Here is a 15,707-nt window from a genome sequence, read left to right on the forward strand (position 1 = left end):
GGGGACAGAGTCCCCAGGTTAAGCTTCCTTATTTAAGACTTCACTAAATGAAAGATAAAATTTTTTCATATAAAAATGCAAAACTGTTTAACACCATATATAAAATGGCATCAAACCGTCTTTGGAATTAGGTCATTAACATGGATGATATACTTTGAATACTAATTTATTATCTTGCTTATAAGCTTTTACAAATCCACCATGAAGTTTTACTATGTTTTTAACGATCGATAAGCCTAAACCGCTGCCTTCTTTTTGTCTAGATGAGTCTTTTTTATATAATCTTTCAAAGAAGTTTTCCAGATCATCCTTTGAAATTGGATCATTAGGAATGTTTGACACTGAAAGCACTGCATAAGGCGTATTATTAAAAATTTCTTTACTAATATTAAACTCCACAACTGTATTTTCTTTGGAATATTTAAATGCATTACTTAAGAGATTATTCACAGCCCTTAAAAATAAATTAGGATCTGCTTCAATATAAATAGATTCCTGGGGCAGATTAATTGAAAGCTTTAATCCATTTTGTGTGAATTCGTCTTCCTCTTCTTCAGCTATCTGTCTTGCAAGTTCATTTAACTCAAGTTTCTGCTTTTCAAGTATGATATCATTTGAAGAGAGCTTTGAGTATTCAAAAAAATCATCAAGCATGTTTTTTAAATAAATACCTTTCTTATTCATTATGTCAACGTAATTATCAAGTTCATTTTTTGACTCATACTTATTATTTTTAATCATATTTATATATCCAAGGATAGTAGTTAACGGAGTTCTCAAGTCATGAGATATATTGGTCATGAATTCGTTTCTGCTTTTTTCTTCTTTCTCAATTTTTGAAGCCATGTAGTTTATGTCTTCGGCAAGCTCACCTAATTCATTTTTGTATTTTAATGGAACACGATTGGATAATCTGCCTTCTGCAATATTTCTAACTGTTGACTTTATTTTAGATATATAGGAAATACGCTTCCATATGAGCAAGAAAAAAATAATTGCAAAAGTTACAATCCATAGTATACCTATATTGTTTTCAGTGTCTAATTTTCCATAACCTATATATATATAATATAAATAGTATCCATCTTTTAAGTAATCACACCTGGTTATTTTAAATATGTTATCTCTACCAGTATCTAAAAATTTAAATGTATTTTTACCGTCTGCAATTTCATGAATATCTATATTTTTAATTTCTCTATTATTTGCAGCTATTACCCTTCCATCTTTTTTTACCACAAAAATATAACATGACATATTAAATTCTCTATCCATATATTTTTGTAGTTTGCTGGAATTATTAATATCCATGTTTTTTAAATCATCTTCAATCCTAGAAACTATATGTCTATGTATATATATAGGAGTGTCTTTAGAATTGTTCAAAAATGATCCTAAAATATATTCCTTTAAAAAAACTACAAGCATAAATGATATAAGTCCAGAAACAATTGCACAAAAAACTAGTTCACTCCTAAGTTTAAATATTCTTTTTAATTTTAAAGTTACAGAAAATAGTATTATAACAATAATAAGTTCAAATATCGTTCTCAATTTTATAACCAACTCCCCAGATAGTTTTTATATATTTGCCCTTCTTAATGTTATCACCTAGCTTGTTCCTCAAATTTTTAACATGCATGGTTACAGTATTGTCATTTTCCATAAATGTATCTTTCCAAAGCATTTCATAAAGCATTTTGGTTGAGTACACCCTGCCTTTATTTGATGCCAGTGTGTATAAAATTTCATATTCCTTGGGAGTTAATACTATTTCTAAGTTGTCTTTTTTTACTGTATGTTCTAAAGTATTGATTTCAATATCCTTAACATTGAGTATATGATTTTTCACAGCATGATTAACATTACTTCTTCTAAGTATAGCCATGACTCTTAATGAAAGTTCCGTAAAATCGAAGGGCTTTACTATATAATCATCACAGCCATCTATAAATCCCTTTATTTTGTCTATTTGCTGGTCTTTTGCAGTAAGCAGTATAACAGGTATGCTTGAAAATTCTCTGAGCTTAATGAGCATTGTATAACCATCCATTTTAGGCATCATAACATCTAGAAGTATTAAAGAAATCGGTTTTGATTTTACAATCTCAAGTCCGTCTTCTCCATTACAGGCAGCCTGCATGATATAACCTTCTTTAGAAAAATAATTTACAAGCATTTCTCTTATATCTTTGTCATCATCTATTATTAATATATTTTCTTTCATAACTATCACCCAATTCAAAATTATATCACTTTTTACTTAGGGTATATTAGAAAATCAACTAGTCAAGATCTCTCTTTCCAAAAACATAAGTACTTAAAAACATCATAACTAAAGTCCACAGAAAACATACAATCAAAACAAAAGACACATTTATACTACTAGCAAGTTTTAAAGAAATATCTCCGGATAAGGTACCCAAACTATCAACCATATATGGGATAGGTAAAAACTTTACAAAAGCGCCATATTTAGCTGCTGCAAGATATTTACCTGAAAAACAAAAGAGGTACCAGAATTGTGTTCCTGCAATTAGTATGAAGCTTGCAAGCGATGAAATAAGTGAATTCCTGCAAATAGTTGATATAAACATAATTATTGATATAATAGCTATTGAAATAACTATTAAAATTAATATAAGTTGAAGAATTACACTCCAAACAGGAATTATTGACATACTTCCACTTACGTACTTCATTTGAGAAGTCACTGGACTTAATGGTAGTGATTTATCTAAAACATATTTTGCACTTACATCAAAAGGCAATCTATAATCTGAAAAGCCTAAGTGAATTCCAGCTTCCACTATAAATATTATAGTACTTATAATTATAGTGCCTGCACTTAAAATCACTGAAACAATAAACTTGGATGTTATGATTTTTTTTCTTGAAATAGGCTTAGCAATTAAAGCCTTAATTGTATTGGGTGAATATTCCCCTGATACTATGTCAGATGACAATACAATAGGAATAATCAAAAAAAGCAATACAAAATATTGTAAAATATCTATAGCTGCATACATTCCCTTTGGTGTTAACTCACTTTTTTCTATATTGTGTTCTTTTTCATATTTCAATTGAAGTATTTTGTATTCATTTTTAGGATTATTTTCTTTTTCCAATTTTTGAATTTGTTTATCTAATTTTGATTTATCATAGTTATTTATTTGATTTAGCATGTCTTCTTTGTCATCTATTTCTTTTTGAGTCTCCAATATATCTCTAGAAATATCTGCCTTTTTAAATTCAGTATCAGCTTTAGTTTTGTCTATCTTTAGACTGTTAAGAAGAACTTTATCTTTTTGAATTTGTACTTCTACAGTATCTATTTTTGAGATTCTCATTAATCCAAAAGCTATTGTAATAATGAGAATGACAATAAGCGCAATTTTCTTTTTCATCATAACTCTTTTAAGTTCCTGCCATATATATTTACTCATCACTATCTTCTCCCATCATCTTTATAAATTTATCTTCTAAATTTTGCTTTACTTCAAAGAAACCTTCTACATTTATTCCAGCCTCATGTAAATTTTTTAATATATCAAAAATATCATGTAACTCAGTATTTATTAAGATTGAAATACCATTATTTTTTACCTTTAATATTTTTACATTGGCTATATTTTGAATGATTTCTGATGATTTTTCTGGAAAATTAGTTTTTATAAACATATTTTTTTCACTACTAACTTTTGCGTTATCACCTATTTCCTGAATATTAATAATTTTTCCGTCATCTATAAATACAATCTTTGTACATATATTTTCTATTTCACTTAAGATATGTGAAGATATAAAAACACTTACTCCTTTTTCTTTAGCTAAAGTGTTTATAGTGTTTTTAAGTTTAAAAACTCCCATAGGATCCAGTCCATTTGTAGGCTCATCTAGTATTAGTAATGATATATTTCCCATTAGTGCTTCTGCAAGCCCCAGTCTTTGTTTCATACCTAGAGAATATTTTTTTACTTTCTCATCAATTTTTTTACCTAAATCAGATGATTTTACAGCACCTTCTATTTGATTTTTTGTTACATCTTTAAGTACGCTTGATATATAATTTAGGTTTTGCCTTCCTGTCATATATCCATACATCACTGGTGTTTCCACTACTGCTCCAACATTTTTTAAAGCCTCTTCTCTTTCAGTCTTAAGATTTTTTCCACAAATTATTACTTCGCCTTCATCAGGAAACAGCATGCTTGTTATAATTTTAATCAATGTGGTCTTGCCTGCACCATTTCTGCCTACAAAGCCACATATCTCGCCTTTATTTATAGAAAAATTAACATCAGTTAATACCTGCTTTTTACCTCTCTTTTTAGAAATGTTTTTTAATTCTAAAACCTTCTCCGCCACTTTCATCATCCTCTTTTAATAAATTTTATTTGCTACCAATATTTACAATTATAAAAGGCAAAAATATATTAAAAGTGTATTAAAAATAAAGAAAAAATAAATTTATTACAAAAGGGCCATACCTAAATATGGATATTAGTCAATTAATTTATGTCTTATTATTGGATTATTTGTTAGGTAATTTTTTGATACTTTCTCACTATTTTTTCAAAAAATAAGGCCTGCCGTCATAAGCAGGTCTTGGTTCTAATTCAACTTTCTCAGTTTCAATTTCTCTTTAAATTCTCTTTTTACTCATAAAATTACCCTTCCAAATTTAATTTTTTAAGATACTTTAAAGATTCCAACTGGTCATTCGGGTAACCTTCCAAAATAAAAGCACCTTTATAATTAATGCTATTCAAAAATTTAATTTCTTCATCCCATTTAATTGAACCCAAATCTCCATTTCCAATTGGCCAGTGGATATCAGCTAATTGGTCGTTATCATGCGCGTGTATACTTCCCAGCCTATAATAAAACTTGCGAAGTATGTCAATGCCATTCTCATCTAAATTTCCATGTCCATAATCATAGCAAAGCTTTAACATTGAGGATTCAATACTTTCAAATATTTTTTGAAAATCACTTAACCTATCTCCAATTTTACAAAAATCACTATTTCTTTGTTCTGAATATAAATTTTCTATATGAATTTCTATATTGTTACGTACCCCTAAGTCTGTAATTTTATATAGCACTGGTATTAATTTTCTTACTACTTCATCGTGCTGTTTTCGTTTTCCAGCATCAATGCCATAACCACAATGAAAGTTTACAAAGACTGCTTCTATGTTATTAGCGAAATCAATAGTTTTATGGGCTAGTTCTATCCATGTATTCCTTACTACTTCTACTGATTCAGCGAAGTTGAACGGATAAGCATGAATACTAATTTCAATACCCGGGTTTTCAATTTTATACTTACTTACCATATTGTATATATCATTGCTAATCATATCAAGATTTGCTGGTAATGCAATTTGTATATGTTGAATATTATACTCTTTAAATGTTTCCTTGATTAAATGAAGTTTTTTAAATGAAGCATTAATACCAATTTTCAACCTTATCCCCCTAAAAATATTCCGCAGTAAAATAATTTCTAATTATGCTTATTTGATTATGTCACTCTTGTATTAACAATTAATTTTTCTTGCTAAGTCTTTTATTAAGTTCCCAAAGTGCTACTTTATGTCATTATAATTTACTAGACCTCTAGTTTTTTTAATTTCACTTTTTGCTGGAACTTTTTCATGATTTTACCCCTTCAACTAATCATTTCTATAGAAATTTACTATCACTCTAATTACAAAGAACAATTTTGTTTAACTGATCCGTATTATAAGTAAATTACGACACATTAGTAAATGTACCTGTGGAATCCACCTTATATTGGGCAGTCCAAAATTCATTTTCTCCTTTATAAGTGTAGTTATGTTTAATTACGTCTTTATTTGAACAACCTGCAACCATAAACAACATTATAGTGGTTAAAATTATGGCTATTTTTCTCACACTATAGCCCCCACTCTTTTTTATAATTAATGAATAATATCTTGACACTATGAAAAATTATTTTCATAACCTTAAGCTATTGAATTGTATTATTTCCTCCTATACTAATCCCAGCTAATTTCATTAAATACATTGCATTTCTTGTAGTTGAAATTCCAACTTTCAATTTGTAGTCAAAATAAACCATACTATCTCTATAATATTCAGAGAAATGATAATTTTTAACTTTTGAGTTTTTATGGTTTGCCATTTCACCTAACTCTAAATCATGGGTAGATATAGATCCCAGGTTTCCAGTTCTACTTAATTGCCTTACTAAAATCATAGCTCCAGTATGCCTGTCTTTTGAATTAGTTCCTTTAAAAATTTCATCTAATAAAAATAATACTTTTTTCCCTTCTTTTGAAGCTTTAACAATATTTTTGATTTTTAATATTTCTGCATAAAAAGAAGATATATTTTGTCCTAGATTATCATCTATTCTCATGCAACTATATATATCCATAATAGTGCAGCAAAATCCATTTGCACATACAGGAGCTCCAGCGTATGCTAATACAATGTTAATTCCTACGGTTCTCATAAATGTACTCTTTCCAGACATGTTTGAACCTGTTATAAGCATAACTGGATATGGTTCTTCTATTTTTAAGTCATTATATACTCGGTTTTCTCCTAAAAGAGGATGTCCCATATCTTTCGCTATAATTCTTGACGATCCAGTTATAATTTTAGGCATACTCCAATATGGATTATCATGTTTAATAACTGCTATACTACATAATGCCTCTAATTCTGCTATTATATTAATCCACTTTTTAAAATCATTTCCTGATTTTATCTTCCATCTTTCAATAGAAATAGTCCAGTGATATTCTATCATGAGAATCGGATTTAAAATAGAATATATCATATTACGTCTATTAGCTATAGATTTACAAATTTTAGAAAAAATATCTATTTGTTTAGATGCACTTAATTCATCTTTACTATAAAGTTCTTTGCATAAATTCATAATATACCTTGACTTAAATTTATACTTTTCTATAAGTCTAAGCATATTTCTATATACTTTTATGCTATCATTATATTTCTCAGCAATAATTAAATTTTTCATTCTATCTTCTCTTCTTATTCTTAAGAGAATGAATTGAATCAATATAAAAAGAACAGGAATATAATTAGGAATTAAATAAAATAATTCTGGTACACTCTTGTGAATATCAAATAAAACAGCTAGGGCATAATAAAATATTTTAACTGCTAATGTTACACTAGTTACTGCAGTCACTATTGAAAGAATTCTTAAAGTCCAAATAAATTGCTTTTTTAATACATACTTATTACTTTTTTTAAACCATAAAAAAAGTTCTTCTGGATTTTGTTTATGGTTAGAAATTATTTTTGCTTCTGCCTCAAATCGCTGTCTAAAACATATTTTGTGTGCAAGTTCTATAATTGCAGACTGTCTATCATATATATTCTGTTCACTTTTAGGCTTTTCTGTTAATAGTTTCTTCAACTTTTGTCTTCCAACATAAGTATGAGCTGTATTTATCCATTGAAATAAAGAACCCTTACCAAAAATATCAAGATCGTACGAGTAATTATGATTTTTATTTATAAAATCCTCACCAATATCCTCAAAATCTTTCCACTCCCCCTTCAATCGTTTTATTGCAGTTTCATTTACTTCGTATAATGCAACCATATATTTCTTTTTATTTTCCATACCTCTATGTAAATAAGATAGGTAAAATAATAAAATAAGCATACCTAAAACTATAGAATTAAATAAAAAAGGCTTTTTTAATATATACATTCTTACTAAAACTATAAGTCCTAGTATGAAAACAACAAATCTTAATCTACTTATAGTATCTATACATTTTTGTTGCTTTTTAAGTAATAGATTATATTTACTTTTTCCTTTTTCATATTTTTTTAGTGCTGGCACCATTTTATTTTCCTCTATTTCCTAGAAGTTTTTTAATTTGATAAACAAATGTTTTAAATTTAAATATGAGTATATATCGTAACAATAGGATCATCCATGTAACCATAAAGTATAAATCAAAAAAGTAGTGCTGTCTTTTTAGTTGATGAATAGTACAATAACTTTACGAATTAACATAATTTATTATTTTTTGTACATTTTTCTTATTTGTATAATCTACTGGTTTATCATATATAGAAAGCATGCCTATTTCATCAGACGATAAATCTTCCTGCTTTTTATTTTTTATTTTCCATTTCAATAGTGTCATAAGAAATTTGTCAAAAATGTTTAGTTTACTATAATTAAATCCACCTCTTAAATAAAAAAACTCGATAGACTTTTGTTGATCTGTAGTAAAGTTTTTATTCCTAACTTCAGTTATCACTTCATCTCTTGAAGGTGACGCCCCTGTGGCAAAAACTACAATCTTTTTATTTTTTAATTTATTAAGGTTTTTTGTAATTAAATTTATGCCAATAATACCTACTGCATACAAACTCCCACCATAGATTATGGTATCATATTTAGCCAGCATATTAATATTAACATTTGCTGCATCAAAAATATCTGCTGACAATTCTTTTGAAATCCACTCTGCATATTTCTTTGTAAAACCTGTTTTTGATTTATATATTACTACTGTTTTCATACTTATATCGATTCCTTTCTTAAGACAGCGAATATCATGAATGAAAACATTTCTTTTAATCCTTACCTCAATATATATACTCAATAATTTGCCATTGTAATTTAATTCATATAAAAATTGTACCATATTTTTTGTCATTCATGCTGATACACTCCTTTTATATTTTTAAATTTGTGTATAATATTATAATATCCAAATCACAAAAAATTGATGAACAATAAATTACTCTTACGTCACAAGATAAGAAAATTACGTACTAAATTATACATTAATCATTACTTATGATATGCTTTATCTACTTGTTTTTACCATATAAGTAGCAAGTGATAATCCCGCTTACTTCCTTGCTTATTATACTCACTTTATTAAAACTAAATAGTTATATAGATACAATATTTATTGATGCTAGTTTGCTACTACTTGATTCTTCTTTAGTTTATTATTAAAAATAATATATAGTATTACTCCAGTTAAAAAGGTAATTATTTCTGTAATGGTCATAGACCATATAACACCATGCAATCCAAAGAAATTATTCAATACTATTATCACAGGAATAAAAAGAATTCCTTGTGTAATTGACATAATTGTTGATGGTGTTCCTTGACCTGATGCCTGAAAAATTCCTATAAACAATGTTGTAAATCCATTGAAGAATGCGGAAATAAGCATGGCAGCCATGATATAAACTCCAACACTTAATACTGCTGCATCATTAGAAAACAGATGAATAATTACATTTCTAAAAATATAGACTAAAGTAACAACCCCGCCTGATAATCCCAAAATCCATAAAGCTGATTGTTTTATACTGTCTTTTAATCTCTTAAAGTTTTCATTAGAAAAATTATATGCAATCAAAGGAATAATTCCTAGCGCCAGCCCCATTGCAATAAATTCTGGTACTTGTACAATTCTCAAAGCAATCCCAAAACTAGCTACTACACTTTCTCCATATCTAATTGAATAATTATTCAAAAGAAGAGTTGTAATAATTAAAAAACCAGCTAGCAACAATTCAGAAACCCCAATTTTATATATCTCTATTTTATCTTTAAGAGAAATATTAAAATTCTTAATAAATCCTTTTAAATTCTCACTTTTTGTTTCCAAGTAGTAAACATAGTAAATAGATGAAGCTATATTAGCTAAAATCATTGATAATGCTACCCCTACAACATTAAATTTAAATAATAGTATAAATAATGGGTCAAAGATAAGACTAAAAATTGTACTTACAACCATTCCAAGCATTGATTCTTTTGATGCTCCTTCTGCTCTCACGACTTGCTCCAATGCAAAGTTCATTACAATTGCAAAACCACCAATAAACATAGTTAAAGAATAACTTTTTGTATAATTAATAATAGCAGAAGTATCTGCTCCCATAATCTTAACAATAGGAGTAAGTGCTATTGTTAAGATTATTCCAAGCAAAATTCCTATGATAATACTACTATAAAAAGTATATCCTGCTATCTTCTTAGCTTTCTCTATATTTTGTTTTGCAACAAGACGAGTTATAAATGTTCCCCCTCCAGCTCCTAACATATTTCCAAAAGCCATCAATATAGTGAAGATTGGTAGTCCTAAAGTAACGGCAGTTAACATATCTGTATTGTTTAATAGTCCAATAAAAAAAGCATTAATAACGTTATATATTGTACCTACTGACATACCAATCATCATAGGAATAGATAAATGTGCAATTGCCTTAGTAATTGGTGCATTTTCTAAATAATATTCGTTTGACAATTTTTGTTTCATAATTTCATCCTCCACAATAAGTATTCTTAGAATTCATATTCTTAGAATTCTAAGTTTTTAGGTATAAGTTATTATATTAATAACTTATAAATTTCTATCTACTTTCAATAGCAAAGCTAACAACGTCTCTTTTTCTTGTTCCGTCAAGCTTGCAATAATATTTTCCTCTGTCTCAACCACTGATTTATTAAAATCTTCTATTAATTCGGCACCTTTAGGCAATACGTATATATATTTTTGTCTCTCATTCTCTTTAGGAATTCTTCTTTCTATATATCCTTTTTTCTCTAACCCTTGAAGCATACTTGTAATGCTTGCTTCTGTACGTTGAAATGCTCGTGCCAAGTCTTTTTGAATAATACCACTGTCCTGATGTTCATAAATATAACCTATCATGCGTCCTTGTTGAGAATTTAATCCTAACTTTTTTACTTTTTCATCAGAACTGAGTTTCATTTTTATCGCAATACTTCTTATTAATTGTAAATATGGTGTTTGTATAGAGTATCTAGAATTAGTCATTTAAATTCCTCCTAAATTATATTAGAACTCTAACTATTTATAGTTTAACAATTAGAATTCTAAGTGTCAATATTTATTTTATATTTATAATATTTATTTCATTAATTATATAAAAATTTTTATATTTATAGGATTTGTCATCAACTTTCTTAATATAAACAAAATAGGAAGGCGAACCTATAAATAGAATATCGTGTTCCCCAATGGTTTCCTGTAAAAAGTTTCGTTTATTATTTGTAGAAAAGTATTTTTCATTTCCAGTAATGTTAACTAATTGCACGCTAATATTATTCTGTTCTAGTGCAGCTTTTATTAGTTCACTTACATGATTTGTATTACCTAATGGACTAAATTCAATAATTGATGCTTTCATAGTAAAATTCTCCAATTATTATTTTTTTATTACACAAAAAATAGTTTGCGAAAGTTGCTGTGGATAACTTCACCAAGGCAATTTTGCTTTTTTAATAAAGTATTCATAAAATTCGTCAACTACTCCAGTAAAAATGACTTCCCTGTTTTCATAGTATAGATATAAATTACTAACACTTATACCTACTGCTTTGGCAATACTACGCGTAGTGGTATCTTTAAAGCCTTTTTCATAAAATATGTTTTAAGCAGCTTTTAATATCTTATCTCTAATTTTTTCTTTTAAAACTTGCATAATAATAGAAAACTTATTGTTATGTCAAGCAAAACTTTATTTATGTAGCAACATATATCTTAGTATGCTTTTTAAGTCTTATCGAGTAGAAACCTTTCGGAAGCAATTCAAAACATCCTCAAAAATTACATAGAAAGTGACGAATCTCTCACCTGAAAGTCACAGAGATGTAAGTTGAAGGTTTTATTATATAGGTAAAACATGAAAAAGGGGTGTAACAGCATTTATGAAAATTAGTATCAAAAATGTGAGTATGACATACAAAACAGGGAAAAAGGCACTAAACGACATTAGTTTGGAGATGAAGAGTCCAAATTTTATAGGCCTTTTGGGTCCTAATGGTGCTGGGAAAAGTACCTTTATGAAACTATTGATATCGAAGATAATACCGACGGCCGGCGAAATAATTGTTGATGGTAGACCAATCCAAAAATACGAAAAAGAACTCAGAAATCAGCTTGGGTATTTGCCGCAAAGTTTTGGTTTATATGATGAATTAACAGTTTATGAGTTTTTGGATTACATGTGTGCATTAAAAGAAATTAAAAACAACGTGAAAGGTATTATTGGGCAAGCTATTGAAAGGACTGATTTGCAAGAAAAAAGAAATTTCAAAATTAAAACTCTTTCAGGGGGTCAGAGGCAGCGTGTTGGTATAGCACAAGTATTACTTGGAAATCCTGAACTTATAATTTTAGATGAACCTACAGTTGGACTTGATCCAGAAGAAAGAATTAATTTCAGAAATGTATTTTCACAGACTGCAAATGACAAGATAGTGTTACTTTCTACTCACATCATCGATGATATACAAGCCATTTGCAATAGAATTATAATCATTAATAACGGTACGATTTTATTTGATGGAACTTCGCCGGATTTAATAAAAGCTGTACACGGACATGTTGGTTTTGTTGAGGAAAAAGATAACGAGACTTTAGAAAAAAGAATTGGAGGTAAGTACAAAATCACATCTAAGTTGTTTACTGGTAATGGCATCTCCTGTCGTGTTATCGGCAAAGAAATAGAAAGCTCTATTCCACTTATCGAGCCTACCCTTGAAGATGCGTATACATACGTCATACACAATGGGGGTGTTCATTAAATGAGAAATACATTTTTTACCTATGAAACAAAGCGAATTCTGAAGTCAAAGTTTACTCAAATAATAATCTTGCTAACGTCAGTTTTTCCTTTGATTGGTGTACTACTTTCAACCTACATTAGCGAAGATATTAGCAGTATGATGCTTGGAATAAATAGCTCTACTCTTTTATCTCAAACTATACTTTTTCCTGCAAAGGTAGGAGCAGTAATTGGAGCTTTTGCGTTTACGGCACTAACAGTTTTTGAGTTTGACAAAATACTTAGGTTTAGAGTCAATTATATAATTGAGCCAATATCAAGTTCTATAAAGATAAATTTAACCAAAATTGCAGGCTTAATGTGTGCCGGTCTTATTTCAACAGTGGGTTCAATGATAATTATGATTCCTCACTATATATTTAACGTGGGCAGTCTAACCGATTTTAGTTATTTCCTGCTCAGTTACACCTTAATAATTTTTGGCTCCATTGTGCTAACAATTCTTATGACCGCAGGATTTTATCTTATATTTAGGAACGTTAATATAACCTGCATTATTATGCTTTTAGCGGTGCTTTTTAGTTTTTTAACAGGAAATATCAATTATCAATATATGTGGGTTCAGACAGGTGCTAGTGGACTTTCCGAAAATTTCGGAAGCGGGAATATCGTTTTGGGAATGCTCTGGAATAGGCTCTTTGGGTTATCGGTAGCTATGTCCATATTTTTATTCGGTATGTTGTGCCATAGATGTTATGAAAAAGGATTATTTAAATCTATCTTTAAAAACTGTAAAAAATATAAGCTCATACCAATTTGCTTTTTGGTTTCTCTTTTTGGAGCATTTTTTGTTTTTCAAAATGAACCGATTTTCAAATCAATTTCGCTTACGGATGTGGTGTCAGTATTGATTAATGGTAAAAAAGAAACGCCTGTAAACACTAATGTTATAGGAACTTCAAATATGTTTGTAGATCTTAAGATAGAAAAAGATAAAAATTGTGCTAGTGGAGCTTATTGTGAGGAGCTGCAAAACGGAACTGATAAGCCTCAAAATGTATATTTTGAATTAGCAGATGGTTATCAGATTAGTGAAATCAAGTTAGGCAACAAAGACATAAGTTGTATACAGGTTTCGCCCAAGGTTTTGAGCAGTGCAAAACTTAACAACGTTTTTGAAATAAGCATTCCAAGAAACACTAAAACTAAATTAAGCATAAGATACTCAGGTACACCGAAAGCCAAAAGTACAACTAAAGATTTTTCCCAAGGAATAAGCAAAAATTATGTAAGGTTAAATGGCACCACGGACATTGCTCCTGTTGTTTGTGTTGAACAAAAGGATAGGATTATTGAAGGAACAATAAAAATGGATTCAAAGTTTACAGTCATAACTCAGGGAGAAAAAAATCGCAAAATTTCTGAGCAGGATGGTTTTACTACTTGGAGTTTTTCTTGGGATAAACTAAGTGACCTATCTTTGACAGCTGGACGATATGGAATATTTGAAAGAAAAGCACAGGGCACAAATGTGGAGTTTTTCTATCCATTGGCTGCGAGAAAAGAATTTGAATCCAGAGGAAATGACACACTTGATATATTCTCATTCTTTTCAGAAAAATTTGGATCACTAGGCAAAGATAGTCTTAAAGTAGTCGTAACATCAGGAGTACAAGGCGGAGGTGGATTTCAAAACGGAAATATTTCTTATGTTTCCGAAGATTGTTTAAAGAAAAAATCCAACGTGGAATCATCCACAGCATCTTCTTCTGACACCTTTGCTTTGCTCACGCATGAAATTGCTCATCAATGGTGGGGCACTGGGATAGATGTATCTAACCCAAACAGCCTTAATCAAATAGATAAAAATCACGATGAATGGTCAAGTGAAGCTTTTGCGGATTTTAGCACTTATTTATTCTTGAAAAACAAATTTGGAAAAGACTATGCAGAAAATTTATTGGTGAAAAAGTGGAAAGAAGGAGCAAATAAATTGAATCGAAACTTTTATCAAAGAAATCCTGAATACATGAACAAACTATCAATATTTCCAAAGTATTTCGTTACATTAATTTTAAAGGATGATAAAATGTATCATTTGGCACCACTTGAAATTTACAATGTTTATAATAACATTGGTGAAGAAAATTATTTTAATTCCATGAAAGTTATTTACCAAGAATATTATGGTAAAAAAGATAAAAAACTATCTTTTTCTGAGTTTTTAAATATTACTGGTGCTAAAAGGAGGTAGTGGTCAATGGATACAAAAATTCTTAAATACGAACTAAAGAGAATAATTTTTTCAAGGATATTTGTAATAACTTTCATAATTGCACTTTTCTTTTCGGTGATTGACCTCTATACAGAAATAATACAAGTTGTTTCTGGTACAGCACCTTTTTCAAAATGGAGTTATTGCAAGTTTTTGTGTGACATAAATACAATTATGTTATTAATTTTAATGCTTTCTTGTACAGGACTTTTTTCTAGAAATGAACAAAGAGTAAGAGAAATTACTTCATGTACGTCTTTACCAAAGAAAAAATATTTGGCTACAAAAAGTTTAGCTCTGTCTATTTCTTACTTAATTATTGCCATATGCTGCATTTTCATAAGTTTTGTGTTTTACAAGACAACATTTAATTTTGCAGGTTTTCAAAATTTTTTATTACCAATGTTAATAATATTACTTCCTACTTTTGTGTTTGTTCTTGGAACCAGTATGTTCTTGGGCAGCAAAAGCCAAACCTTGCTTTATGCTTGGATTCCAATTGTTTTGATTTTGTCACTTATAAGTTTTAACAGCGCACCTTTTATTGATATTTTCGCCAAAGGGTATGTGACTTATATGCCTACAGTTATATCTGTTGATAGTCTCGGAGAACCTATTTTTAGTTTGCATTTGAATTTTATAATGAGTAGACTTATATTTACTCTAGTAGGAATGGTTTTATATGCGGCTTCATTTAAGAAGCTTTCTGGAAAAGCTTAAAAAGTTAGTATGTATGCAACCAAAATAGTTTTAATGTCATTTATACTCAGCTTGTATATTTCCGTTAAAGGAAATATAATAAAATTATGGAGGTGCT

General features: G+C 28.9%; 15 protein-coding genes. 3 read left to right on the forward strand and 12 right to left on the reverse strand.

Translation table 11 applies throughout. The features are described 5' to 3' along the window. Positions 1–135: 135 nt before the first annotated feature. From CLJU_RS13325 to CLJU_RS22950, 12 genes are all read right to left on the reverse strand, one after another. Positions 136–1,554, reverse strand: coding sequence for a HAMP domain-containing sensor histidine kinase (locus CLJU_RS13325; RefSeq protein ID WP_013239352.1), 1,419 nt, complete (start codon positions 1,552–1,554; stop codon positions 136–138). Then, positions 1,538–2,227 (reverse strand): response regulator transcription factor, encoded by a 690-nt coding sequence (locus CLJU_RS13330; protein WP_013239353.1) that lies wholly within the window; start codon positions 2,225–2,227, stop codon positions 1,538–1,540. The genes CLJU_RS13325 and CLJU_RS13330 overlap by 17 nt, the downstream gene beginning before the upstream one ends. Positions 2,228–2,285: 58 nt before the next feature. After that, on the reverse strand, positions 2,286–3,446 hold the full coding sequence (locus tag CLJU_RS13335) for an ABC transporter permease subunit (RefSeq protein ID WP_013239354.1): 1,161 nt from the start codon (positions 3,444–3,446) through the stop codon (positions 2,286–2,288). Beyond that, positions 3,439–4,374, reverse strand: a complete 936-nt coding sequence (locus CLJU_RS13340; RefSeq protein WP_029170168.1) for an ABC transporter ATP-binding protein — start codon at positions 4,372–4,374, stop codon at positions 3,439–3,441. The genes CLJU_RS13335 and CLJU_RS13340 overlap by 8 nt, the downstream gene beginning before the upstream one ends. Positions 4,375–4,670: 296 nt before the next feature. After that, a complete protein-coding gene (locus CLJU_RS13345; RefSeq protein WP_013239356.1) occupies positions 4,671–5,474 on the reverse strand; it encodes a sugar phosphate isomerase/epimerase family protein in 804 nt (267 codons plus the stop codon). A gap of 286 nt (positions 5,475–5,760) precedes the next feature. Then, entirely contained in the window at positions 5,761–5,925 is a 165-nt protein-coding gene (locus CLJU_RS22630; RefSeq protein ID WP_023161974.1) for a hypothetical protein, read from the reverse strand. A gap of 76 nt (positions 5,926–6,001) precedes the next feature. Then, entirely contained in the window at positions 6,002–7,885 is a 1,884-nt protein-coding gene (locus tag CLJU_RS13350) for a MutS-related protein (protein ID WP_013239357.1), read from the reverse strand. A 160-nt stretch (positions 7,886–8,045) separates the two neighbouring features. After that, positions 8,046–8,573 carry a flavodoxin domain-containing protein gene (locus CLJU_RS13355; RefSeq protein ID WP_013239358.1) on the reverse strand — a complete coding sequence of 176 codons (528 nt, stop codon included), beginning with the start codon at positions 8,571–8,573 and terminating at the stop codon, positions 8,046–8,048. Between the two features lie 405 nt (positions 8,574–8,978). Continuing rightward, a complete protein-coding gene (locus CLJU_RS13360) occupies positions 8,979–10,340 on the reverse strand; it encodes an MATE family efflux transporter (protein WP_013239359.1) in 1,362 nt (453 codons plus the stop codon). 84 nt (positions 10,341–10,424) lie between these two features. Further along, positions 10,425–10,862 carry a MarR family winged helix-turn-helix transcriptional regulator gene (locus tag CLJU_RS13365; RefSeq protein ID WP_013239360.1) on the reverse strand — a complete coding sequence of 146 codons (438 nt, stop codon included), beginning with the start codon at positions 10,860–10,862 and terminating at the stop codon, positions 10,425–10,427. A gap of 73 nt (positions 10,863–10,935) precedes the next feature. Then, positions 10,936–11,235 (reverse strand): hypothetical protein, encoded by a 300-nt coding sequence (locus CLJU_RS13370; RefSeq protein WP_023161976.1) that lies wholly within the window; start codon positions 11,233–11,235, stop codon positions 10,936–10,938. 69 nt (positions 11,236–11,304) lie between these two features. Continuing rightward, entirely contained in the window at positions 11,305–11,475 is a 171-nt protein-coding gene (locus CLJU_RS22950) for a TetR/AcrR family transcriptional regulator (RefSeq protein WP_081442104.1), read from the reverse strand. A 280-nt stretch (positions 11,476–11,755) separates the two neighbouring features. Between CLJU_RS22950 and CLJU_RS13375 the strand changes: the two genes are divergently transcribed. From CLJU_RS13375 to CLJU_RS13385, 3 genes are read left to right on the forward strand one after another with little or no spacing between them, the layout of a single operon-like run. Continuing rightward, positions 11,756–12,634: an ATP-binding cassette domain-containing protein gene (locus CLJU_RS13375; protein WP_013239361.1), complete on the forward strand. Its 879-nt coding sequence runs from the start codon at positions 11,756–11,758 to the stop codon at positions 12,632–12,634. Beyond that, positions 12,635–14,869, forward strand: a complete 2,235-nt coding sequence (locus tag CLJU_RS13380; protein WP_013239362.1) for a gluzincin family metallopeptidase — start codon at positions 12,635–12,637, stop codon at positions 14,867–14,869. A 6-nt stretch (positions 14,870–14,875) separates the two neighbouring features. Beyond that, the gene (locus CLJU_RS13385) at positions 14,876–15,610 is read left to right on the forward strand and encodes a hypothetical protein (protein ID WP_013239363.1); all 735 of its coding nucleotides are present in this window, start codon (positions 14,876–14,878) and stop codon (positions 15,608–15,610) included. Positions 15,611–15,707 lie beyond the last annotated feature (97 nt).

Source organism: Clostridium ljungdahlii DSM 13528 (assembly GCF_000143685.1).
GTDB classification, from domain to species: domain Bacteria; phylum Bacillota; class Clostridia; order Clostridiales; family Clostridiaceae; genus Clostridium_B; species Clostridium_B ljungdahlii.

Excerpts from the sequence above, each read along its gene's own strand:
- CLJU_RS13370 (WP_023161976.1), bottom strand. The coding sequence starts at position 11,235 with ATGAAAGCATCAATTATTGAATTTAGTCCATTAGGTAATACAAATCAT.
- CLJU_RS13340 (WP_029170168.1), bottom strand. The coding sequence starts at position 4,374 with ATGAAAGTGGCGGAGAAGGTTTTAGAATTAAAAAACATTTCTAAAAAG.
- CLJU_RS13365 (WP_013239360.1), bottom strand. The coding sequence starts at position 10,862 with ATGACTAATTCTAGATACTCTATACAAACACCATATTTACAATTAATA.
- CLJU_RS13380 (WP_013239362.1), top strand. The coding sequence starts at position 12,635 with ATGAGAAATACATTTTTTACCTATGAAACAAAGCGAATTCTGAAGTCA.
- CLJU_RS13355 (WP_013239358.1), bottom strand. The coding sequence starts at position 8,573 with ATGAAAACAGTAGTAATATATAAATCAAAAACAGGTTTTACAAAGAAA.
- CLJU_RS13360 (WP_013239359.1), bottom strand. The coding sequence starts at position 10,340 with ATGAAACAAAAATTGTCAAACGAATATTATTTAGAAAATGCACCAATT.
- CLJU_RS13350 (WP_013239357.1), bottom strand. The coding sequence starts at position 7,885 with ATGGTGCCAGCACTAAAAAAATATGAAAAAGGAAAAAGTAAATATAAT.
- CLJU_RS13385 (WP_013239363.1), top strand. The coding sequence starts at position 14,876 with ATGGATACAAAAATTCTTAAATACGAACTAAAGAGAATAATTTTTTCA.
- CLJU_RS13375 (WP_013239361.1), top strand. The coding sequence starts at position 11,756 with ATGAAAATTAGTATCAAAAATGTGAGTATGACATACAAAACAGGGAAA.
- CLJU_RS13330 (WP_013239353.1), bottom strand. The coding sequence starts at position 2,227 with ATGAAAGAAAATATATTAATAATAGATGATGACAAAGATATAAGAGAA.
- CLJU_RS13335 (WP_013239354.1), bottom strand. The coding sequence starts at position 3,446 with ATGAGTAAATATATATGGCAGGAACTTAAAAGAGTTATGATGAAAAAG.